This is a genomic window from Sphingomonas sp. PvP055 (assembly GCF_040546365.1).
Lineage (GTDB): Bacteria > Pseudomonadota > Alphaproteobacteria > Sphingomonadales > Sphingomonadaceae > Sphingomonas > Sphingomonas echinoides_A.
Genome location: NZ_JBEPNS010000001.1, coordinates 1,205,145 through 1,226,526 on the forward strand (window position 1 = coordinate 1,205,145; position 21,382 = coordinate 1,226,526).

Sequence of the window (21,382 nt, forward strand, 5' to 3'; positions counted from 1 at the left end):
CGACGCTTCAAGTGTATTAACACAACACTACACGCAAAACACGGGGACTGTAACGCTAGTGCAATGGTTTCGTCGCCATACCGCAACACCTCCGGCATACCGCAGCGCGGCATAAGGGGAAACATAACATGCGTAAGGTCATCACGTTCGCGGCATCCGCGGCGTTGCTCGGTTGTTGTTCGTCGGCGGCGATCGCCCAGACTCTGGTGGTGCCTGCTGGGGCGCCGGATGTCCAGGCCGGCGAGGGCGGCGACATCGTCGTCACCGCGCAGAAGCGCGAGCAGCGCATCCAGGACGTTCCGATCACCGTCAGCGCGGTGACCGGCGCGCGGATGGCGGAACTGGGGGTCAATTCGCTCGCCGAGGTCGCGCTCTACATTCCGGGTCTGCGGATTCAGGAGCAGAGCGCCAACAATCCGGGCTTCGTCATCCGCGGGATTACCTCGGACAGCGGATCGTCGCAGCAGGGCGCGCGCGTTTCGCTTTACTATAACGGCGTCGACATCTCGCGGACGCGCGGCGCGTATCAGGATCTGTACGATCTGGAGCGGATCGAAGTGGTCAAGGGACCGCAGGCGACGCTGTTCGGTACGGCCTCGGCGGTCGGTGCGGTCAACATGATCTCCGCGCCGGCGCGGGCGGGCACGTCGGGGCAGCTGATCGGGACTTATGGCAATTACAATCGCGGGCAGGTGTCGGGCTTCGTCAACGTCGGCAACGATACGCTCGCCGGGCGGCTGGCGTTCGCGTACAAATATCACGACGGTTTCGTCCGCAATATCGCAGGCGACCCCAAGGTTCCGAACCAGAACCAGGGCAAGGTCGACCAGGACGATCTCAACGGCCAGGACCAGCGCGGCATTCGTGGGTCGCTGCGCTGGGCGCCGAGCGACCGGCTGACCGCCAATCTCGTGCTGAGCTACGACGGCCAGCGCAACCCCGGCACCGCCTTCCGCTCGCGCGCGCTGGCGCCAACCGGCGGCAATGGCGGCGACTATGCCTATGCCGAGCTGTCGGGCTCGCCGTTCAGCGAAACCGTGCTCGGCGCGCGCAAGCTCGGGCTGAAGCGTGACGTCTATGATGCCAATCTGACCGCGACCTACGAGCTTTCGCCCGGCGTCACCTTCACCACGGTCAACGGCTATCGCAAGTTCAACAGCAACGAAGTGTTCGACGCGGACGGTGGCCCCGCCTGGTATCTCGAATTTGCCGAGGACGCGCGGGGCGACCAGTGGAGCCATGAGGGGCGGTTCAACTTCACCGGCGACACCTATCACGCGTCGTTCGGCTGGAACGCGTTCTTCGAGAACAACCTGCAGCGGGTGCCCTTCTCCACCGAGGAGGGGACGTACATCGGCTGTTCGGTTTCGCCCGCGTTCGCCGCGGTGCGCGGGGCGCTGGCGGCGAACGGTGTGTCCGGGTGCGTCGCGCCGAACGGCACGGTCACCGCGGCACGTGCGACGTCGGTCCTCTCGCGGGGTGCGCTGACGCAGCTGCCGTATCAGTCGGTCTTCACCAATTACGGGACCAACGACACCTATTCGGTCTTCGCCGACGGAACGTGGATTCCGGTGCCGAAGCTCGAAATCACCGCGGGCGCGCGCGTGCTGATCGAGCGGCGCAAGTCGGGCTACAGCTCGGTCCAGCCGAACTCGGTGCTGCTGGCGGGGCTCGGCGTGCGCACCAGCCTGCTCGGGACCGCCAACACCAACGGCACGATCTTCCGAGCGGAGAAGAGCTTCGCGGCGATCCTGCCGCGCGCCAACGTGCTGTACCGCATGACCGATGCGATCAACCTGTACGCGACGATCAGCAAGGGCCGCCGCTCGCCGGTCGTCCAGCTCGCGGCGGCGAGCGTGGGCGGGCAGGTCGTGCCCAACCTGCAGATCGTCCCCGACGAAGTGGTGTGGAACTACGAAGCCGGGATCAAGGGCACGGTCGGGCCGTTCACCGGGTCGCTCGGTGCGTTCTACCAGGACTATAACGGCTTCCAGGTCTCGGTGACCAACAACGGCGCCACCACGACGCAAAGCGCGGGCAAGGCGCGCAGCCCGGGCGTGGAAGCGGAGGGCAACCTCAAGCTCGGCCGCTTCGTCCAGTTGTTCGGCAACTTCGCCTATGTCGACGGCAAGATCGCCAAGAACGCCAGCTACGGCGTCTATTCGGGCGCGCGCTTCCGCCTGCAGCCGCAATATACCGCGTCGGGCGGCGCGACGATCCGCGTGCCGGTGCAGACGATGACGCTCTACGCCACGCCGTCCGCGACCTATCAGAGCAGCCAGTTCTTCGAGCTGCCCAACAGTGCGGCGATCAGCCAGGGTGCGTATGCGCTGGTCAACCTGCGCGCAGGCGTCGAACTGGAGGGCGGCAAATATGCGATCGGCGGGTTCGCGCGCAATCTGCTCAACCGCAAGTATCTGATCGATGCGGGGAACACCGGGGGTGGGTTCGGGATACCGACCTACATTCGTGGCGAACCGCAGGTCTACGGGGTGGAACTCAGCGGGCGTTTCTAACTAACGGGCTCAGTACCTTGCCTGATCCTCCGAATAGACCGCATGTTACCGTAACGATATATTGCTGGTATCATTCTAATAGGGTAAACCTCCTCCACAATAAGCGGGGGCGTTTTATGGCGGTACTTGATCCTACGATCGATTCGGATGTGGTATTTTTCAACGAAGAGAAGTGCCGCGCGATCGGAAAGTCGCTGCATGACCAATATGTATCGGCTAGCCCGTTTCCAAGTATCGTCATGGACGACTTCCTGAGCCCGGACTTGTTGCGCAAGGTCTTGTCCGAGTTCCCCAAATCGGAGGGCAAGACGTATTTCGACCGTTCGCAAGAGCGGTTGAAATACCAGTATCCGCCCAGCGAATGGGGTGGGCCGATTACGCATAGCCTGTTCAGCGCGTTCAATAGCGACGCCTTTGTCGGCTTTCTGGAGGAGATGACTGGGATAAGCGGGCTGATCGTCGATCCGTCGTTCGTCGGCGGCGGGCTGCACGAGACCAAGCGTGGCGGCCATCTGGGGGTTCACGCCGACTTCAACCAGCATGTCCGGCTCAATGTCGTGCGCCAACTCAATCTGCTGATCTATCTCAACGAAAACTGGGAGGAGAGCTACGGCGGCAATCTCGAACTGTGGGACAAGAGCATGAAGACGCGCGAGGTCAGCGTGTTGCCGGTGCTCGGGCGGGCGGTCGTGTTCACGACCACGCTCGACAGCTACCACGGCCAGCCCGACCCGGTGATGTGCCCGCCGGAACTGTCGCGCCGGTCGATGGCGCTTTATTATTACAAGGCGGTGGAAGGCGGGCTCGATCGCGTCCCCAAGCGCACCACCGCGTTCCAGGTGCGCCCAAGATCGACCGATCAAGTCGACTGGCGGATCCGGAGCAAGCATTTCCTCGACGACTGGGTCCCGCCGGTGGTTCGCCGCCGGATCAAGCGGATCTGAATCACAACCTCACCCTACAGGGGCATCGGGCCGGGTGGCGCACGCGCCACTCGGCCCGCGCTCGTTTCGCCCCCGCCCTTGTTGCAACGCAAGGTTTCCGCTAGGGGCACGCGATCCTTTTTCCCGATTTAGCAACGAGACACCCATGAGCCTCCGCAATGTGGCCATCATCGCACACGTCGATCATGGCAAAACGACCTTGGTCGACCAGCTCTTCCGCCAATCCGGCACCTTCCGCGACAACCAGCGGATCGAAGAACGTGCTATGGATTCCAACGACTTGGAAAAAGAGCGGGGTATCACCATTCTCGCCAAGCCGACCTCGGTCGACTGGACGCCCCCGGGGGAATCCGAGAGCATCCGCATCAACATCGTCGACACGCCCGGCCACGCCGATTTCGGCGGCGAAGTGGAGCGCATCCTCAGCATGGTCGACGGCGTCGTCCTGCTGGTCGATTCGTCGGAAGGCGCGATGCCGCAGACCAAGTTCGTCACCGGTAAGGCACTGGCACTCGGCCTGAAACCGATCGTCGTCGTCAACAAGGTCGATCGTAACGACGCGCGCATCCAGGAAGTGCTCGACGAAGTGTTCGACCTGTTCGTCAGCCTCGACGCGAACGACGAGCAACTCGATTTCCCCGTGCTCTACGCCTCGGGCCGCAACGGCTATGCCTCGACCGACATGGACGCGCGCGAAGGCACGCTGATCCCGATGTTCGAGACGATCGTCCAGCATGTTCCCGCCCCCAAGGTCGAAGTCGCCGGCGTTCCGTTCACGTTTCTCGTCACTTTGCTCGATCGTGACCCCTTTTTGGGACGTATTCTCACCGGTCGCGTCAACTCGGGCGTGGTCAAGCTCAACCAGGCGATCCACGCGCTCGATAACGACGGCAAGATCATCGAGACCGGTCGCGCCTCCAAGATCCTGTCGTTCCGCGGGCTCGACCGCGTGCCGGTCGACGAAGCCAAGGCCGGTGACATCATCAGCCTCGCGGGCCTCTCGGTCGCGACCGTCGCCGACACGATCGCCGACATCACCGTGACCGAGCCGCTCCACGCGCAGCCGATCGATCCGCCCACGCTGTCGATGCGCTTCGCGGTCAACGATTCGCCGATGGCGGGCCGCGAGGGCACCAAGGTGACCAGCCGCATGATCCGCGAGCGCCTGTTCCGCGAAGCCGAGAGCAACGTCGCGGTCAAGGTGACCGAAGCCTCCGACAAGGACAGCTTCGAAGTCGCCGGGCGCGGCGAGCTCCAGCTCGGCGTGCTGATCGAGACGATGCGCCGCGAGGGCTTCGAGCTCGGCATCAGCCGCCCGCGCGTGCTATTCGGCGAGGACGAGGAAGGCAAGAAGACCGAGCCGTACGAGACCGTCATCATCGACGTCGACGAGGAATATTCGGGCACGGTCGTCGAGAAGATGAACCTGCGCAAGGCCGAGATGACCGACATGCGGCCCTCGACCGGCGGCAAGACGCGCATCACCTTCTCCGCCCCGTCGCGCGGGATGATCGGCTATCACGGCGAGTTCCTGTCGGACACGCGCGGCACCGGCATTATGAACCGCCTGTTCGAGCGCTATGGCCCGTTCAAGGGCAACATCGAGGGCCGCAAGAACGGCGTGCTCATCTCGAACGGCTCGGGCGAAGCCAATAACTACGCCCTGGGTCCGCTCGAGGAGCGCGGCATCCTGTTCGTCGGCCACGGCGAGGCGCTGTACGAGGGCATGATCGTCGGCGAGAACGCCAAGCCGGACGACCTCGAGGTCAACCCGATGAAGACCAAGGCGCTGACCAACTTCCGCGCTTCGGGCGGCAAGGACGACCAGGTCCGCCTGACCCCGCCGAAGCGCGCGACGCTGGAGCAGGCGATCGCGTATATCGACGACGACGAGATGGTCGAGGTGACGCCGAAGTCGATCCGGCTGCGCAAGCGGTTTTTGGATGCGAACGAGCGGAAGCGGGCGTCGCGGGCGAAGCTGAGCAGCTAAGGCGGGTCGCGCGCCGCAGCAGCGTAGCTGCGGCGTGCATCCGGCGCCCCGTCCGGCCGGCCTCGCCCGAAGCGAGGTCCGACGGCGTGGCTTTGCCACGACGGGCCTGAGATGCCCGTCGCGTTGGCGAGGGCGGCCTGTTCGTGTAAACCGAACACATGCCCATCGTCAGCATCCACAATGCCAAGACAAACCTCTCCCGCCTGATCCAACGGGTACTAGCGGGCGAGGACGTCGTTATCGAGCGTGATGCGAAACCGGTCGTCCGCCTGGTGCGGACGGGCATTGCAGTCTCTGTGTCTAAGAAGCCGTTACTTGGGGCGATGAAAGGACGAATGGGCGACATCGGCGACGAGGCGCTTGCCCCTTTGCTCGACGAGTACCTCGGCCTCGATCTAAGGAGCGACAAGCCGCTTTGAGGCTGTTGCTCGCTACCCACGCTCTGGCGTAAGTATTCATCTACAGCCGGACTTTCGCGGCGGACACCCGCCTAAGTTGACCGGACAGCGCAACCGCTCAATGAAATCGAACTAGCGCGGGGGAATTTCGTCGGCGAAGCTGCCGATTAAAGACGTTTGAGAGCAGACTCGCGAACGGACAGTTGAACTCACCGGCGTCCCTGCGGGCTCCGGGTCCTGCTCTCATTTGCAGTCTCGGATCAATTTGCTCGAAGGTTTCAAAATGCGTGCTACGCTACCATGGTTAGGGGGGGCGGCATTTGCGGGTTCGGCATCTTATAGCGCTAAAAAAGCGGCAAACGGCAGATACTGCCGTTTGGTCCGTAAAAGACTTGCCGCCACGGCATTGCCCAATTTACACTAAATCTCGTCCCTCTCGGGCTGGATGGCAGTGGCGGTCTTTGAGCGCTGCGGTTGATGGGCACGAGTTCACCATGGTTGCAATCTGCAATCCCAACCGTGGTAACTGGAAATCAATGTTGCTAGTTAAAGTCGGCGAGGACCATTCTGTCGTAGCCAGATTCGAGCATCATGAAAGTCATCCCGGCGTGCACGTCCATGCGCACTGCGAGCGTGGCGGAATTGAGATCGGACCTATTGGCATCAACGGTTTGGTTCGAATTCCGCCAGCATCAATGACGCATCGACGCCAGAATGCGTGGACGCTGTCGACATTCTGGACCGCAGCAAAGTCGTTCTACCGTATTGATGATCAACCTGGCCCACTATTTACATATGCTCCCTGAAGACTTTTCCAAAACGCTATGCGCAGCCTTTTGCGGCGCAATAAACGTGCGTCCTGTTCCAAGCGGGTATGCCGTTAGTTCCGCATTTTCCGATTCATCAGGTGACAAGATTACCTTCTATTTGTCGGAAACTGCCGACGGCTATCAAATTGAGGACGATGGTGATTATCTCGCGCACCTCATTGCTCGCGATATACCAATTGGTGAAGGTACGAGGGGGCAACTTCTAGATGCTATATTGGAGCAAGGCAAAGCCTACTGGGATAGGGAAACTTTTGAAATTAAATCTGGTTCTTTTCCAGCTAAAGATTTGCCAAATCGAACTATTGAGTTCTTGTCCTCTTTGATACGAGTTCGGGACTTGGAACTGGTGACGCGGGAGGTGGTAAATTCGACGTTTCGAGAAGATGTTGTATCAGCTCTCTTGCATCGCTTTGGCTCAAATATATCTATCAAGGATCACGGTGTCGTTGCGAACGACTTTGCGGAGTTTCCTGCAGATATTGTACTTCAACCCGCGTCAATGGTTGATGGTGCTCGGCCTGGAGCAATCTATTTAATCAGCTCGAATGACAAGTTGAACGAAGCCTTGTTGGCGTTTCAAGAGAAACAAATGCAGGGCCGTGAGGATTTTTCAATACTAGCCTTGATCGAAGAGCCGGATATGAAAGTTATCAGTAGAAAGAGGTTCCAACGCGCACAAAACAGGTCGTTGCCAATGCCGATATTTCGGGGGGATGAAGAGGCGGCAATGACGAGAATTGCCCGAGAGTTACATCTGCCGATGCGAGCCAATGTTTAATCAAGCAATACTAAAGAACAAACCAAGCACAAACCCCTGTCCTACACACCCCCATCCTGCCTAATCTGCACGCCACCACCCCAACAGGAGGCAGCGCCATGCAGAACCGCACCCCCGTCGCGCGCAGCGATCGGCCGGATCTTCCCGAGTTCGCGCCCGTGCCGCGCAAATACCGGCATGATGGCTGGACGCCCGAGCGGCAGAAGGCGTTCATCGAGGCGCTCGCCGATACCGGCTGCGTCAGCCGCGCCGCCGCGATGGTCAACATGGCGCAGGCCAATTGCTACACGCTGCGCCGCGCGCCCGGTGCGGAGGAATTCCGCCGCGCGTGGGATGCCGCGCTCGACTTCGGGTTGCAGCGGCTGAAGGACATTGCGTTCGAACGCGCGATCGAGGGGTATCAGGTGCCGGTGTTCGTCGGCGGGCGGCTGATGGGCTATCGCCGCAAGACCAATGACGCGCTGCTGATGTTCTGCCTGCGCCACTATGGCCATGACGCCGAGGGGCGGCGCACCACCATCGCTTATTACAGCGCCGCCGCGATGGCAGGGGCAGGGGCGGGGGCGGGCGCTGGCGCGCGCACCGGGGGCGACGCAGCCGGTGCTGAGGGGGATGGAGCGGCGACGGCGGTGGCGCAGGCCTCCGCGACGATCCGGACGGTCACGCGCGGGCGACTCTCGGTGGCGACTGGCGGGGCCGCGGATCGCTGCGACGCGGCGGGGGATGCCGCCGGGTCGGACGCGCACGCGCAGGCCGCGCGGCAGGATACGCTCGCGGCGACGCTCGACGCGTTCGACGGGGTGACGCTCGATGCTACCGCCGCCGCTGCGATCACCGCGGCGGTCGAGGATTGCGCGGCGCGGCGGCGCGCGGCGGATGCGGTGATCGCGGCGGGGGGCGACGATGCGATCGCGCAGAAGCTCGCGGACGGGCGGGGCGGGCTGGTCAAGATCGGCTGGCTCGACGAGCAGCATTGGGGGCAGCTCGAACCGACCTATGAGCGCGACCCGGCGGACGCGTTCGGCGATGCCGCGCAGTTCGACGAGACGCTGTGGCCCGACGGGACGCTCAACGACGGGACGGGGATGGACCCGCGCTTCGTGCACGAACTGCCGTGGTCGTGCGCGGGGGTGGACTTGCCCGACGCTCCGCCGCCGCAGCGCGAGGACGACGCCTCCGACCCTGCGTGACGGGCGCTCCTGCGGGGGCGTGGGGGCTCGTCCTTTCGGACAGTGTTACTTCCGGACCACAGTCCACCGTCAAAAAACGTTCATATGTCATTAACCCTTGTTCCGCGTCGCAACATCGTTTCAAAATTGCCCATGACATTGGGGGATGATGTCTCGGAAGCGTGAACAGGGGAAACATGTCATGCACGAGCCTACGGTGAAACACCTTCTCGGGACGAGTGCGCTCGTCCTCCTCGCGGCGATTGCCGCTGCACCTGCACAGGCGCAGGTCGCCACACCCGACGAAACCGCGGCGCCCGCCGACGACATCGTCGTCACCGGGTCGCGCATCCGCCGCAGCCCGCTCGATTCGGACAAGCCCGTCGTCACGGTCGACCAGACGTCGATCGCGCGGACCGGGCTGACCTCGGTCGCGGACGTGCTCCAGCGGCTGCCGAGCGCGGCGGGCGGGCTCAACACCAAGGTCAACAACGCGGGCAACGTCGGCGGGCCGCCCGACGGCACCGGGGTGAGCTCGGGTTCGGCGGAAGTCGACCTGCGCTATCTCGCCGCCAAGCGGACGCTGATCCTGGTCGACGGCCTGCGCTTCGTGAACGGGTCGGCGGCGGGGGGCATTCCCGCCTCGGTCGATCTCAACACGCTGCCGACCAACATGATCGAGCGGATCGAAGTGCTCCAGTCGGGTGCGTCGCCGCTCTACGGGTCGGATGCGGTGGCGGGTGTCGTCAACATCATCACCAAACAATCGCAGGTCGGGCTCAAGGCATCGGCGCAATATGGCACCTATCGCCAGGGCGACGGGCACACGCAGAATTACGAGGCGAGCTACGGCGTCCAGAACAAGGCGAGCGGGACCTCGGTCGTGTTCGGCGGGAATTACACCAAGCAGGACGGGGTGAGCACCGCCGACCGCAAGATCTCGCAATGGCCGACCCCGGGCGCGACGAGCTGCGCGGCGGGCGGCTGCTCCAGCGCGACGCCGGGCGGGCGGTATGACGTGCTGGGCGGGAGCTATACGCTCAACGCCCCCGTGATCGGCCGCAACAGCGTGTTCCCGAGCGACTTCCGCCGCTACTCCTCGGCGACCGACAGCTGGAACTTCGCGCCGTTCAACTATCTGCTGACGCCGTCCGAACGCTATGGCGCGTTCCTCAACTTCAAGCAGGCTTTGTCGGATAATGTCAATTTCCGCACCAAGCTGATCTACACGCATCGCCACTCGCAGACGCAGGCGGCGTTCCTGCCGCTGTTCGTCGGGCCGGATGCGGGGAACGGCAATCTGCTCGACACGATCTCGATCGACCGGACCAACCCGTTCAATCCGTTCGGGGTGACGCTGTCCTCGGGCGCGGACGGGACGCCGGCCAATTATTCGACGATCCGCCGCCGCTTCGTCGAGGGCGGGCAGCGCGTGTTCACGCAGGATGTCGATACCTTCTCGGCGACGATGGGGTTCGACGGGTCGTTCCATGTCGGCGAGCACAAGTGGTTCTGGGACGTCAACGGCGTCTATGGCCTCAACGATGCGCACCAGTTGTTCACCGGGAACGTCAATGCGGCGAACCTTGCACGCGCGCTCGGCCCGGTCGCGAATTGCACCGGGGCGTGCGTGCCGTTCAACATCTTCGGCGGCGCGACGATCGGCGGGGCGGGGTCGATCACGCCGGAAATGCTGCGCTACGTGACCTTCGACCAGCGCGACAAGAGCCTTCAACAGCTGTGGGACTTCACCGCCAACCTGTCGGGCGAGCTGATCGACCTGCCCGCGGGACCGATCGGCGTCGCGATCGGCTATGAGCATCGCGACCAATATGCGAGCTATGATCCCGATCCGCTGATCGTTGCCGGGCTCGGCGCGGACGTGCCGACCAGCCCGGCGCGGGGCGGGTTCAACGTCGATGAAATCTACGGCGAATTGCGCGTGCCGATCCTGAAGGACGTGCCGTTCTTCAACCGGCTCGAACTGGACGGCGCCGTCCGGCATTCGAACTATTCGTCGTTCGGGAGCAACACCACCTTCACCGCCTCCGGGCTGTGGAAGCCGGTCCCCGACCTGCTACTGCGCGGCGGGTTCGCGGAGAGCCTGCGCGCGCCGAGCATCGGCGAACTCTACGCCGGACCATCGCGCTTCGACGCGACGATCGACGATCCGTGCACCAGCGCTCCAGGCGGATCGTTCCAGACCAACGCCACCGTCCGCGCGAACTGCATCGCCAACGGGGTGCCCGCGAACGGCAGCTATATCGAACCCAATGGCGGGCAGCTCGGCGTGTTCTCGCAGGGGAACGCAGCGCTGCGCCCTGAAACCGCAAAGACCTGGACCGCGGGCGGGGTCTATAGCCCGTCCTGGGGACGTGGCTTCTCGCGCGGGCTGAGCCTCGAGGTCAATTACTACAAGATCGACCTGACCAACGCGATCGACTCGGTGCCCGCGTCACTGACGCTGTCGCGTTGCGCCTTCAACGCCGATCCGGTCAGCTGCGCCGCAGTGCGCCGCACGCCGGCCGGGCAAGTCGGGGGGATCAACGGGCGGTTGCTCAACCTCAACGCGATCCAGACCGAAGGGCTCGACGGGACGTTCCTGTTCCGCTCGAAGGACGTCCGCGGTGGGACGGTCGGCCTGATGGTCAACGCCGCGTATCTGCTCAAGTACAACATCGTGCCGCCGGCGGACCTCAACGCGCCGGTCCAGGAATATGCCGGAACCGAGCGTGGGAGCCCGGACCAGGCGTATCCGCGCTTCAAGTTCAACGCGACGCTCGACTGGTCGACGCCGGGTTATGGCGCATCCTTCACCGGGCGTTACATCAGCAAGGTCGACGAACGCGACGGCATCCACACGATGGGTGCGACCTTCTACGGCGATGCGCAGGTCTATCTGTCGCCGGCGTGGATGGATTACCGGTGGCGGCTGACGCTGGGGGTCAACAACATCTTCAACAAGGCACCGCCGCCGTGCTTCACCTGCCAGAGCGCGAACTTCGACCCGACGACCTACGATCTGCCGGGGCAGTTCGGGTATGCGCGTCTGTCGTTCGGGTTCTGAGCGCAGGGGGTCTGATCCGTCACCCGGGGGGCAGCCCCCGGGTGACGAAGAAGCATCCCGCGATCACCCGGTCAGGTGATAGTGTCTGGCACGGTCGGCCACGTCGGGCTCGATCGCCAGCGCGGCGGTGCGATCGGCGTTGGCTTTGGCGGTTTGCCCGGTGCGCTGGAACACCAGCCCGCGCATGAAGCGGGACCAGGCGTTGCGCGGTTGCGCGGCGAGGACGCGGTCATAGTCGGCGATCGCCTTGTCGGTTTCGCCGCGACGGAAATAGACCAGCGCGCGGCTGTCGAGATAGGACGGGTCGCCGCTGCGGATCCGCAAGGCGGCGTTGCAATCCGCGAGCGCGCGATCGAGATCCTGATTGCCGAGCGCGCTGGCCCAGCATCGACCGTTGAGCGCACGCGCGCGGCCGCTGTCCTCGGGGTGGAACTTGAGCCACGCGTCGAAGCTTGGCACCGCGCGATCCGCGGCACCGACTTCGGTGTACAGCCCGGCAAGCTGCAAGCGGGCGTCCGAGGCGGGGGCGAGCGCGGCGTCGGCTGCTTCCAGATCCTCGCGTGCGCCCTTGGGATCGCGGGATTCCATCCGCAACCGCGCGCGCGCCAGACGCGCGTCGGCATTGCCGGGCGCGAGCAGGATCGCGGCGTCCAGGTCGCTCGCGCCGAGCAGCATCTGACTGTTGTTCAAATGCGCGATCCCGCGCTGGATCCGATACTCGGCCTGCTTCGGCGCGAGCGCGACCGCCTTGTCGAAATCGGCGAGCGCGCCGGTGAAATCGCGACGGCTGGCGAGCAGGGCGCCGCGCCGGCTGAATTCGGCGGCGTCGGTCGGCACGGGTGCGGTGTCGCTCAGGTCCAACGGCTTGCCGGTATTGTCGAACGCCCCTTTCGGATTGATCCCGAACAACGGGCCGCCTTCGTAGGTGATGTACATGCGGTGGTTGGTGTTATCGACATAGAGATGATGGGTCAGGAAGAAGTCGACCCCGATGAGCATGTCGACACCGAACAGATCCTCATCGATGATATCGATCGACGGTTTGGCGATCGCCTCGCCGCCGAAATCGATCGTCGCCAGGCGGGCGGTCCACGCCCGCCTTCGCCCGGTGCCGAGACCGTAAGCGAAGTTCGACTCGACGACGCCGGGAGTCTGCGGGGTAAGGCCGATCCGCCGCGCCGCGGACAGAGCGAGGTAGGACCTCTGGGCTCCGGTATCGAACATCGCCTTCATCTTGACGCCGTTGACGGTGATCGTCCCGATCGTATGGCGCTGCGTCACGCTGGTCGGCATCAGCGGTACGATCGTGAAGGGTTTGCTGCCGACCCAATAGGTCACGCCGCCGTTGCGGCACCCGCTCGCTTTGGTCAGGTGGACGATCCCATGGGGAAGATCATAATCCGCATCAGCGAGGCCGAGGATGTTCTGTCCGATCAGCCCGGTCCGCCCGGTATCGGTTCCGCCGACCGCGAACACCAATTGCGGCAAGGTCTGTCCGCCGATCGTGAAGTCGCGGGCCGTCGTCTGCCGTAGCGCGGTCGTCCCGCCGATCCCGGTCATTTGCGCGCCGGGCGCGACATCGCGGATGGTGAGGCCGAATTCGGCGGCGTTGGCCGGGGCGATCGTGCTGAAGAACGCGCCGCTATCCAGGATGAATCGCGCGTCGCGCCCCGCGATCTGCGCGGTGACCATCGGGCGGCGGCCCTCCATCGTGACAGGGATCGTGAGAAAGCGGGCGAGGCGGCACTCGCCTTGCGCCGCCTGCGCCGCCCCGGGTGACAGCACTGCGCCCGCCATGAACGCCTTGATAAAACTCCAACGATTCATGGCTTTCCCCTTGATCCCGCCGCTGCGCGTCGATCGTTCCCCTGACGCATTCGCTGTGCAACATCACCATGAAACAGCGCGCCGGGGAAGGGGGCACGATCGCAAGCGTGCGAGGTCGTTACCGCGTTTCGGTCGGGACGAAGGTCCGCCGGCCGGCCGGGCATTTGTCGAAGGCGTGGCATGCGACCGCAGGCATGCTAAGGGCACCGTCATGTCTAACATCCGCAGCAATGCCGGGACCGTCACCGTCGATGGTACCCTTTATGATTGGCGCCTCGAGCGGGAGCCGCAATGGTCGGATGCCGACGGCTGGAAGGGAATGACGATTTCCTTGCTGGAGCAAGACTGTCGGCGCGAGGCGCTGATGGAATTCCCCGCCCCCAAGCGGCTGCTCAAGGGGCTGCCGCGCGGGCGACTCCAGATCGACGACCCGACCGTCTCGCGCTGCGTGCGGGCGGCGCTGGTCGCGGGGTGGGAGCCGACGTCACGCGGCAAGCCGATGGTCTTTACGGTGGACGCCGAGGGCAACTGAGGCCCTATCCGTCGTATCATCCGGCGGGTTTCACCCGTGCCAGAACACCCGCACCGCATCGAACAGCGTCGCGCCCGCCAGCGGGCCGATCAGCAGCATCAGCAGGTTGAACCCGATGATCCAGGTGGTGAGCTTCTCCGCCCGCTTGGTCATGCGCCGGGGCGGGGGTTTGGGAGTCCACGGCTCCGGCGGGGGCCAGCCATTCTGGAAATCGACGAACATCCGGGACTCCACTTCTTGGACGACTGTACCCGAAACGCGGGGTTGCGGACAGGGCTCCACCAGCATCCCGGTCCGATGGATCGCTCGTACGATCGCACCGCGTTGCAGGGCGCTTTGCGGCGAAAGGTGAACGCGCGCTAAACACCGTATTCCGCGTCAGTTCAGGCGGTAGGCGGCATATCCTGCAACACGCTAGCCCCCCATGCGTTTGACGACCACAGGGCCTGCTGGATTGAGGAGATTGGACATGAACAGCTTGTTGAAGAAAGTCGGTCTCGGCTTCGCGCTTGCCGCGACGGCACTGACCGCAGCGGCCCCCGCGGATGCGCAGCGCTGGCGCGGCGGCTATGGACGCGGTTATGGCTATGGGTATGGCGGCGGCTACCACGGTGGCTATCGCGGGTATAACAACGGCGCGGGCACCGCCGTCGTTGCCGGGATCGCCGGGCTGGCGATCGGTGCGGCGCTGACCGCGAACCGCAACGACCGCTACCGCGACGATTATTACCGCCAGCGCGGGTACCAGCCTTATTATGACGACGGCTATTACCGCAGCCACGGCTATTACCCGAATGACGGCTATTACGCCTATCGGTCGCAGCGCGACTGGGGCCGGTGCTGGGTCGAGCGGCGTTACGACCGCTATTACGACGATTATGTCCGGGTGCGCGTCTGCGATTGATCGCAGCGCACTCCGGCTCGAATGCGCGAACGGCGCGGTCTGTGGACCGCGCCGTTTTCGTGTCTGGCATATTGCGCCGTTTTGCGTCATGAGCGCGGTCATCATGACCGATACCGATCTTCCCCCAGACCGCCTCTCCTCCAACCCGCGCAGCCCGTTCTTCGACGAGGACACGCTGTCGCGCGGGATCGGGATCCGCTTCAAGGGTGCCGAGCGCACCGACGTCGAGGAATATTGCCGGTCGGAAGGCTGGATCCGCGTCGCGCTCGGCAAGAAGGTCGACCGGCACGGGCAACCCCTGACGCTGAAGCTGTCGGGCGAGGTCGAAGCCTGGTTCGAACGCCCCGCTGAGGGCGATGCGCCTTCCCAGGATGCGTCCGAAGCGGGCTGACGCCCGCCGCGTCCCGGCTCAGGCCGCCAGGCGGGTTCGGGGTGCTGCCGTCCCGCCGATGACGATGAACTTTGCCGCCTGCTGCGCGAGTGCGGCGACTTCCGACGTCAGGCTGCGCGCCGCGGCGGAGGTTTGTTCGACCATCGCGGCATTCTGCTGCGTTGCCTTGTCCATCGCGTTGACCGCAGCGGACACCTCGGTGATCGCGGTCGACTGTGCCTGATTGTCGACCGCGATGTTGGCGAGCAGCGTGTGCACCTCTCCGACGTCCTTCGCGATATTGAGCAGCGCGCCGTCGACGCGCTGGACTCGTTCGACGGCGGTGCCGATGTCGGTTTGGGTGGCGGTGAGTTGCTCGCGCGCACGACCCGCCTCTTCCTCGGCGCGCTTGGCCAGCGCGGAGACGAGATCGGCGACGACCGCAAAGCCGTTGCCCGCCTGTCCGGCGCGACCCGCCTCGACCGCGGCGTTCATCGCCAGGACGCGGGTCTGGAACGCGATCTTGTCGAGCCCTTCGATCACGGTGTCGATGCCCTTTGCGCTTTCGCTGACTCGCGTCATCGCCTGAACGGCTTCGTCGGCGATCCCGCGGCCGCCCGCGACTGTCGTCATCGCGCCGTCCGCGCGTTCGACCGTGCGCCCCGCTGCAATCGCGGTCGCCTGCAAACGCTGGTCCATCTGCGTGATCGCGGCGGAGGTCTGTTCCAGGCTGGCGGCGTTGCTTTCTGTACGCCGCGCCAGATCCTCGCTGGCGTGCGCGATCTCGTTCGATCCGGTGCGGATCGTGGCGGTGCTGCTGCTGACCGACCCGATCAAACCACGCAGGCTTTGCACCGCGGTGTTGAAGCTGAGCTTGAGCGCGGTGAACGGCGCCTGGAGATCGGCGGTGACTTCGGCGGTCAGGTCGCCCGCGGCGAGCGCAGTGAGCCCGGTGCCGATGCTCTCGACGATCAGCGCGGCTTGCGCCTGCTTCGATGCTTCGGCCGCCTGTAACTGGTTGCGAAAGGCGAGCATTGCCTTGGCCATGTCGCCGAGTTCGTCGCCGCGCTCCGCCCCGGTCACTTCTGCCGCCAAATTGCCCGACCCCAATTCCCGCATGGTTGCGGCAAGGCCCTCGATCGGGCGAACGACCTTCCGAACCGAGAGCTTCACGAAGCCGATCATCCCGGCAATCCCAAGCGCGAGCGCCACGAAGAGCGACACGATCGCGATCAGCCCGATCCGCTCGCCATTTCGCGCGGAGATCTTGCTGTTGCTGTCGATCGCGTCGGAGGCGGCCCCCATCGACCCTTCGAGGGTACGGAACTGCTCGAAAAAGCCCGGCAACATGCGTTTTGCCGTTGCGGGGTCCTCCTTTATTTTTCCAATAATTTCGATTGCCGCATCGACATAGGCCTTCATCGGAACGGCCAGTTTGGACGTGACCGCGACGACATCCGGTGAGCCGTCGTAGGCCGCATCAGCGGCGATGCCGCTTTGCAGATCGGTGACATGCGCGCGCACGTCCTTCAGGATGTCATCATATTTGATGTCGCTGCCGGCTTCGACCGATTGGAAGGCGGCGAGCACGTCGCTTCGGATCGCGTCGTGCATCATGTCTGCGCGCTCGTGGTTGGCGAACAGCGCCGACGCTTCCGTCTGCTGCCGAAGGGCGGCGGACTGCATCCACGCTGCACCGATCCCGGTACCCCCGGAAAATGTCATCAGGCCGACGAGTGCAAACCCTGCGAAGCGGAGGGCGCGGCTGAGCGACATGTCTGGGCGCGAGGCGGTACTTGTTGATCCTGACATTTACGACCTCGTTCGAACACTGGCTCATCTCCTTCCTATAATATCGGAAAAAGCCCGAGGCGGAGGACGGTCGATGAATTTAATGGTCAGGTCCCGGTCTCGCGGCGTTGCGGCGGTGCTCGCATTGGGGGCAGCGTGGTCCGGTCCCGCTTTTGCGCAGACGGTAATCGCGGACATACCGGCGCCCGCGGTTGCCGCGGTGGAGCGAACGATCACGCTGGAGGGCAAATACATCCTCGACATGATCGGCGTGGCCGATGGTGGCGAACGGCGCGGGGTCGGGGTGCTCGGCAATGCCGAACTGACCGCCGAGGCTGATCTGGACCGACTGATCGGGTGGGGCGGCGCCCGTGCGCACGTCCACCTGCTGAGCAACCACGGGCGCGCGATCAACACGCTGGCAGGAACCCTGCAGGGGATCGACAATATCGAAGTGACCGAGGGCCGGACCAAGCTGTACGAAGCCTGGATCGAGCAGACGTTCGCGGGTGGCCGGGTCGGGCTGCTGGTAGGCCTGTCGGACCTCAATGCCGAATTCTACCAGAACGATGCGGCCGGGCTGTTGATCGCCCCGGCGTTCGGGGTCGGGTCCGAACTCGCCGCGACCGGACCCAATGGACCGTCGATCTTCCCCTCGACCGCATTGACCGTACGGCTCAACGTCGCAGTGGGCGCCACCGGCTATGTCCGCGCCGCGGTCGTCGATGCGCGTGCAGGGGTGATCGGCGATGCGGCGGGGATCGATCTCTCGATGCGCGATGGCGCGTTGCTGATCGCGGAGGCCGGGACGACTCGTGGCGGGAAGCTGGCGGTGGGGGCGTGGCGCTATACGCGGCGACAGGACGACCTGTTCGCGCTGGACGCCGCCGGTGTCCCGCTCCGCCGCATCGCGACGGGGGCGTATCTGCTGATCGACCAGCGTGTTGCGGGCGACGATGCGCGCGGGGTCGACGTGTTCCTGCGGGCAGGCATTTCCGAAGGGCGGACGACGCCGTTCCAGGGCGGCTTCCAGACGGGCGTGCTGTTGCGGGGGTATGTCGCGGGGCGGCCCGCGGGGCAGTTCGCCTTCGGCATTGCGCAAGGCGTGCTGTCATCGTGTTTTCGCGCGACCCTGCAGGTGGCGGGAAGCGACGCGTCGCATGCGGAGACGGGGCTGGAGATCAGCTATCAGGACCGCATCGCCCCGTGGCTGTCGGTGCAGCCCGACCTGCAATTCATCCGCCGGGCGTATGCGGAGGCGGGGCAGCGCGGGACGCTGGTGCTGGGGTTGCGGTTGATTGCTGGGTTTTAAAAGGGGGGGGCAGCTTGCTGGACTGCCCCACCCCAACCCAGTGGCGGGTCGATCAGGCTCCCAGCCTGATCTGAACCGCACGGGGTGCGGTTCACCCGCCACTCCTGAAGGGGAGGGGCTTTTTTGCTTAGTGGACGAAGCGTGCGACGACGTCGCGGTAGCTGCGTGAGACTTTCACCTGCGCGTTCGACTGGAGCACCAGGAAGCATTCGCCGTTGGTGTGCGGCTTCACTTCCTTGACGAGGTCGAGGTTGACGATCGTCGAGCGATGGACGCGCTGGAACCGGCGCGGATCGAGGCGCTTTTCGAGATCCTTCATCGTCTCGCGCAGGATCAGCGTGTTATCGCCGGTGTAGATGCACATGTAGTCGCCGGCGGCATCGATCCGCTCGATCGTGTCGACGTCGACCCGGAAGATCTGCCCGCGATCCTTGATGTTGATGAGCTTCTCGAAGCGGTTCGAGGAAACCTGCTCGCCGCCGTCGGTGAGGTTCTCGACCGAGTCGGGGGCGATCTCGGCGATCACTTCCTTGAGCCGGTCGACCTCGACCGCGCCGCGCTTTTCGGAAAGCCGCTGGCGGACACGGTCGAGCGTATCAGCGAGGCGGCTCTCCTCGACCGGCTTCATCAGATAATCCACGGCATCCGTTTCGAACGCTTTGAGCGCGTGGTCGGAATAAGCGGTGACGAAGACGAACAAGGGGGGCTCGACCTCCATCAGCCCCTGGACGACCGAGAAGCCGTCGAACCCCGGCATCTGGATATCCAGGAAAACGAGGTCGGGCTTGTGGGTCTTGATGCTGCGGATCGCCTCGCGGCCGTTCTGGCAGGTGTCGATGATCTCGATGTCTTCATGCGCCGCCAGCCGGAGCTGAAGCCCCTGGGTGGCGAGTTTCTCGTCGTCGACGAGGATGGTTCGGATCGTCATGCGGCCTCTTTCTTCGGTTCCTCGAGCTGGAACGGGATTTCAATTTCGACCCCGAATCCGCCCCCCGGGATCGATCGTGTCTCGAACTTGTGATCCGGCCCAAACGCCTGGGCCAGTCTCTCCCTGATATTGGCAAGCCCGACCCCAGTGGAAAGGGGATGGCTCTGAGAAACGCTTGTCCGCGTTTTCGCTTCGTTCAAGCCGGGACCGGTGTCGGATACGACGATCTGCACCCGATCCCCGTTGAGCCGCGCGCTGACCGAGATGTCGGCGCCGTCTTCCTGCGGCGTCACCGCATATTTGATCGCATTCTCGACGAGCGGTTGCAACAGCAGCGACGGCAACCGGGCTTGCGCCGCCCGCGGGTCGACCTCGAATTCTGTACGGAGTCGTTCCTCGAAGCGCATCTTCTCGATTTCGAGATACAGTTTCAGCGTCTCGAACTCCTGCTGCACCGTGACGTGCGCGGTCGGTTCGTTGGCGAGCGTGTAGCGCAGGAACGACGACAGCCGCCCGAGCATCGCGTTCGCGCGCTCGGTTTCCTTGAGCAGCACCAGCGTCGAGATCGAGTTGAGCGTGTTGAACAGGAAATGCGGGTTGAGCTGATAGCGCAGCATCGCGAGCTGCGCCGAGGACGCGGTGTTCTCGAGCGTGGCGAGCTGGTCGATCTGTTCCTCGACGATCAGGTAGAAGTTGATCCCGAAATACAGCGCAGTCCAGCCGGCGAGCACGGTGAAGTTGAGGAAGATCGTCCCCAGCACGAGGCTGACCGTCAGGCCGGGGGTCGACAGCTTGATGAACGAGAAGGAGAAGGCGTCGAGCACCGAATAGAGCAACGTCGCGATCGCGAGCGTGACGATCGTCAGCAGCGCCATCGCGAGCCGCGGCTGGCGGCGGTACATCTGGTACAGCGTCGAGAGCAGCAGCGTGATGCTGTAGCCGACGATCGATTCGATCACGACCGGGATGAGCACCGACAGCTCGCTCGCGTTCGAGATGCTCGAGACGCCGCGGAGGATGAGGTAGCCGGTCCAGCCGGCCGCCTGCAGCGTCCAGAAGGCGCGGCTCTTGTCCTCGAAGAACGGCCGCGAGAAGAGGGTGGGCTTGGTGGTCAGCGGCATGGCGCGCGTTCTAGCCCGCACTGGCGGGAAGCGCAAAGCGCGCTATGATCGCGGGGTCCCGAGGAGCACGCTATGATGCGACCGGGCCGAGTGGAGAGGTTGCCATGAACGACATGCCCGACCGTGCACAGTTCACCGCGATGGAGCACGGAACCCAGGCCGACTGGCGCATCATCGGCGCGCATTTCGGTGATTTCGCGAAGACGTTGCCGGGGCGGGTGCTGACGCATCTCAAGCTGCTCGACGGCGATTATGGCGGGTTCCCGGTCGACCGGCTCGAGCATTCGTTGCAGACCGCGACGCGCGCGCATCGCGACGGGCGCGACGAGGCGTATGTCGTGATGGCGCTGTTGCACGACATCGGCGACACGCTGGGGACGTACAACCATCCCGAGATCGCGGCGGCGATGCTGCGGCCGTTCGTGTCGGAGGAGTTGCACTGGATCGCCAACACGCATGGCGTTTTCCAGGGCTATTATTTCTTCCACTACATCGGCGCGGATCGCGACTTGCGCGAGGCGTATCGCGGGCACCCGCATTTCGAGGCGTGTGCCGAGTTTTGCGAGAAATACGACCAGGCGGCGTTCGACCCGGCGTTCGAGAGTGCGCCGCTGGCGTTCTTCGAGCCGATGGTGGGGCGGGTGTTCTCGCGGCCGATCAACTCGATCTATGCGAAGGCTGCGGCTGCGGCAGTTGGGGCTGGGGGTTAGAACATCCCCAAAATCTGCCGTCATGCTGAACTCGTTTCAGCATCCACCACGCAACAGGCACGGTCCGGACTCGCGGAGGGCTGGATCCTGAAACGCGTTCAGGATGACGGCCGGTCTTCCAGAACGCGCGCCCGTGCGGGAAGGGCGAAGACAAAAAATGGCCGCCGCTCCCCGAAGGGAACGACGGCCAGGTGT

At 64.3% G+C, this 21,382-nt stretch carries 17 protein-coding genes; 12 read left to right on the top strand and 5 right to left on the bottom strand.

Annotated elements, in window-relative coordinates:
* Positions 1-128 precede the first annotated feature (128 nt).
* The 7 genes from ABIC16_RS05865 to ABIC16_RS05895 all read left to right on the top strand — a co-directional run bounded on the left by ABIC16_RS05865 (position 129) and on the right by ABIC16_RS05895 (position 11,692).
* Positions 129-2,516, top strand: a complete 2,388-nt coding sequence (locus tag ABIC16_RS05865; RefSeq protein ID WP_354290393.1) for a TonB-dependent receptor — start codon at positions 129-131, stop codon at positions 2,514-2,516.
* 239 nt (positions 2,517-2,755) lie between these two features.
* Positions 2,756-3,460, top strand: coding sequence for a 2OG-Fe(II) oxygenase (locus tag ABIC16_RS05870; RefSeq protein WP_354290394.1), 705 nt, complete (start codon positions 2,756-2,758; stop codon positions 3,458-3,460).
* Between the two features lie 145 nt (positions 3,461-3,605).
* Positions 3,606-5,450: a translational GTPase TypA gene (gene typA / locus ABIC16_RS05875; protein ID WP_354290395.1), complete on the top strand. Its 1,845-nt coding sequence runs from the start codon at positions 3,606-3,608 to the stop codon at positions 5,448-5,450.
* A 158-nt stretch (positions 5,451-5,608) separates the two neighbouring features.
* Positions 5,609-5,869 carry a type II toxin-antitoxin system Phd/YefM family antitoxin gene (locus ABIC16_RS05880; RefSeq protein WP_354290396.1) on the top strand — a complete coding sequence of 87 codons (261 nt, stop codon included), beginning with the start codon at positions 5,609-5,611 and terminating at the stop codon, positions 5,867-5,869.
* A 747-nt stretch (positions 5,870-6,616) separates the two neighbouring features.
* Complete coding sequence (locus ABIC16_RS05885) at positions 6,617-7,456, top strand: DUF1828 domain-containing protein (protein WP_354290397.1); 840 nt, start codon at positions 6,617-6,619, stop codon at positions 7,454-7,456.
* Positions 7,457-7,554: 98 nt separating this feature from the next.
* On the top strand, positions 7,555-8,646 hold the full coding sequence (locus tag ABIC16_RS05890; RefSeq protein ID WP_354290398.1) for a hypothetical protein: 1,092 nt from the start codon (positions 7,555-7,557) through the stop codon (positions 8,644-8,646).
* Between the two features lie 196 nt (positions 8,647-8,842).
* Positions 8,843-11,692: a TonB-dependent receptor domain-containing protein gene (locus tag ABIC16_RS05895; RefSeq protein ID WP_502958284.1), complete on the top strand. Its 2,850-nt coding sequence runs from the start codon at positions 8,843-8,845 to the stop codon at positions 11,690-11,692.
* A gap of 63 nt (positions 11,693-11,755) precedes the next feature.
* Here ABIC16_RS05895 and ABIC16_RS05900 read toward each other — a convergent pair whose 3' ends face one another.
* Complete coding sequence (locus ABIC16_RS05900) at positions 11,756-13,519, bottom strand: aspartyl protease family protein (RefSeq protein WP_354290400.1); 1,764 nt, start codon at positions 13,517-13,519, stop codon at positions 11,756-11,758.
* Between the two features lie 211 nt (positions 13,520-13,730).
* Between ABIC16_RS05900 and ABIC16_RS05905 the strand changes: the two genes are divergently transcribed.
* Positions 13,731-14,051: a hypothetical protein gene (locus ABIC16_RS05905; RefSeq protein ID WP_277970613.1), complete on the top strand. Its 321-nt coding sequence runs from the start codon at positions 13,731-13,733 to the stop codon at positions 14,049-14,051.
* A 30-nt stretch (positions 14,052-14,081) separates the two neighbouring features.
* Here ABIC16_RS05905 and ABIC16_RS05910 read toward each other — a convergent pair whose 3' ends face one another.
* Positions 14,082-14,273, bottom strand: a complete 192-nt coding sequence (locus ABIC16_RS05910; protein ID WP_277970614.1) for a hypothetical protein — start codon at positions 14,271-14,273, stop codon at positions 14,082-14,084.
* 247 nt (positions 14,274-14,520) lie between these two features.
* Between ABIC16_RS05910 and ABIC16_RS05915 the strand changes: the two genes are divergently transcribed.
* Both ABIC16_RS05915 and ABIC16_RS05920 read left to right on the top strand, forming a co-directional pair.
* A complete protein-coding gene (locus ABIC16_RS05915; protein ID WP_277970615.1) occupies positions 14,521-14,955 on the top strand; it encodes a hypothetical protein in 435 nt (144 codons plus the stop codon).
* Between the two features lie 88 nt (positions 14,956-15,043).
* Positions 15,044-15,346, top strand: a complete 303-nt coding sequence (locus ABIC16_RS05920) for a DUF3297 family protein (protein WP_502958285.1) — start codon at positions 15,044-15,046, stop codon at positions 15,344-15,346.
* An 18-nt stretch (positions 15,347-15,364) separates the two neighbouring features.
* Here the strand turns inward: ABIC16_RS05920 and ABIC16_RS05925 are convergent, their stop codons facing one another.
* Complete coding sequence (locus ABIC16_RS05925; RefSeq protein WP_354290401.1) at positions 15,365-17,101, bottom strand: methyl-accepting chemotaxis protein; 1,737 nt, start codon at positions 17,099-17,101, stop codon at positions 15,365-15,367.
* 109 nt (positions 17,102-17,210) lie between these two features.
* On the opposite strand from ABIC16_RS05925, the gene ABIC16_RS05930 reads away from it, so the two are divergent.
* On the top strand, positions 17,211-18,428 hold the full coding sequence (locus ABIC16_RS05930) for a carbohydrate porin (protein ID WP_354290402.1): 1,218 nt from the start codon (positions 17,211-17,213) through the stop codon (positions 18,426-18,428).
* Positions 18,429-18,555: 127 nt separating this feature from the next.
* On the opposite strand, the gene ABIC16_RS05935 is transcribed toward ABIC16_RS05930, so the two are convergent.
* Entirely contained in the window at positions 18,556-19,356 is an 801-nt protein-coding gene (locus ABIC16_RS05935) for a LytR/AlgR family response regulator transcription factor (RefSeq protein ID WP_277970619.1), read from the bottom strand.
* A complete protein-coding gene (locus ABIC16_RS05940) occupies positions 19,353-20,477 on the bottom strand; it encodes a sensor histidine kinase (protein ID WP_354290403.1) in 1,125 nt (374 codons plus the stop codon). The genes ABIC16_RS05935 and ABIC16_RS05940 overlap by 4 nt, the downstream gene beginning before the upstream one ends.
* Before the next feature lie 113 nt (positions 20,478-20,590).
* On the opposite strand from ABIC16_RS05940, the gene ABIC16_RS05945 reads away from it, so the two are divergent.
* The gene (locus tag ABIC16_RS05945) at positions 20,591-21,187 is read left to right on the top strand and encodes an HD domain-containing protein (protein ID WP_502958340.1); all 597 of its coding nucleotides are present in this window, start codon (positions 20,591-20,593) and stop codon (positions 21,185-21,187) included.
* Positions 21,188-21,382: the final 195 nt, after the last annotated feature.

Bases quoted from the DNA above. Each gene is read 5' to 3' on its own strand.
- typA (WP_354290395.1), top strand. From the start codon at position 3,606: ATGAGCCTCCGCAATGTGGCCATCATCGCACACGTCGATCATGGCAAA.
- ABIC16_RS05940 (WP_354290403.1), bottom strand. From the start codon at position 20,477: ATGCCGCTGACCACCAAGCCCACCCTCTTCTCGCGGCCGTTCTTCGAG.
- ABIC16_RS05905 (WP_277970613.1), top strand. From the start codon at position 13,731: ATGTCTAACATCCGCAGCAATGCCGGGACCGTCACCGTCGATGGTACC.
- ABIC16_RS05935 (WP_277970619.1), bottom strand. From the start codon at position 19,356: ATGACGATCCGAACCATCCTCGTCGACGACGAGAAACTCGCCACCCAG.
- ABIC16_RS05900 (WP_354290400.1), bottom strand. From the start codon at position 13,519: ATGAATCGTTGGAGTTTTATCAAGGCGTTCATGGCGGGCGCAGTGCTG.
- ABIC16_RS05915 (WP_277970615.1), top strand. From the start codon at position 14,521: ATGAACAGCTTGTTGAAGAAAGTCGGTCTCGGCTTCGCGCTTGCCGCG.
- ABIC16_RS05865 (WP_354290393.1), top strand. From the start codon at position 129: ATGCGTAAGGTCATCACGTTCGCGGCATCCGCGGCGTTGCTCGGTTGT.
- ABIC16_RS05880 (WP_354290396.1), top strand. From the start codon at position 5,609: ATGCCCATCGTCAGCATCCACAATGCCAAGACAAACCTCTCCCGCCTG.
- ABIC16_RS05945 (WP_502958340.1), top strand. From the start codon at position 20,591: ATGCCCGACCGTGCACAGTTCACCGCGATGGAGCACGGAACCCAGGCC.
- ABIC16_RS05885 (WP_354290397.1), top strand. From the start codon at position 6,617: ATGATCAACCTGGCCCACTATTTACATATGCTCCCTGAAGACTTTTCC.
- ABIC16_RS05930 (WP_354290402.1), top strand. From the start codon at position 17,211: ATGAATTTAATGGTCAGGTCCCGGTCTCGCGGCGTTGCGGCGGTGCTC.
- ABIC16_RS05890 (WP_354290398.1), top strand. From the start codon at position 7,555: ATGCAGAACCGCACCCCCGTCGCGCGCAGCGATCGGCCGGATCTTCCC.
- ABIC16_RS05920 (WP_502958285.1), top strand. From the start codon at position 15,044: ATGAGCGCGGTCATCATGACCGATACCGATCTTCCCCCAGACCGCCTC.
- ABIC16_RS05910 (WP_277970614.1), bottom strand. From the start codon at position 14,273: ATGTTCGTCGATTTCCAGAATGGCTGGCCCCCGCCGGAGCCGTGGACT.
- ABIC16_RS05925 (WP_354290401.1), bottom strand. From the start codon at position 17,101: ATGTCGCTCAGCCGCGCCCTCCGCTTCGCAGGGTTTGCACTCGTCGGC.
- ABIC16_RS05870 (WP_354290394.1), top strand. From the start codon at position 2,756: ATGGACGACTTCCTGAGCCCGGACTTGTTGCGCAAGGTCTTGTCCGAG.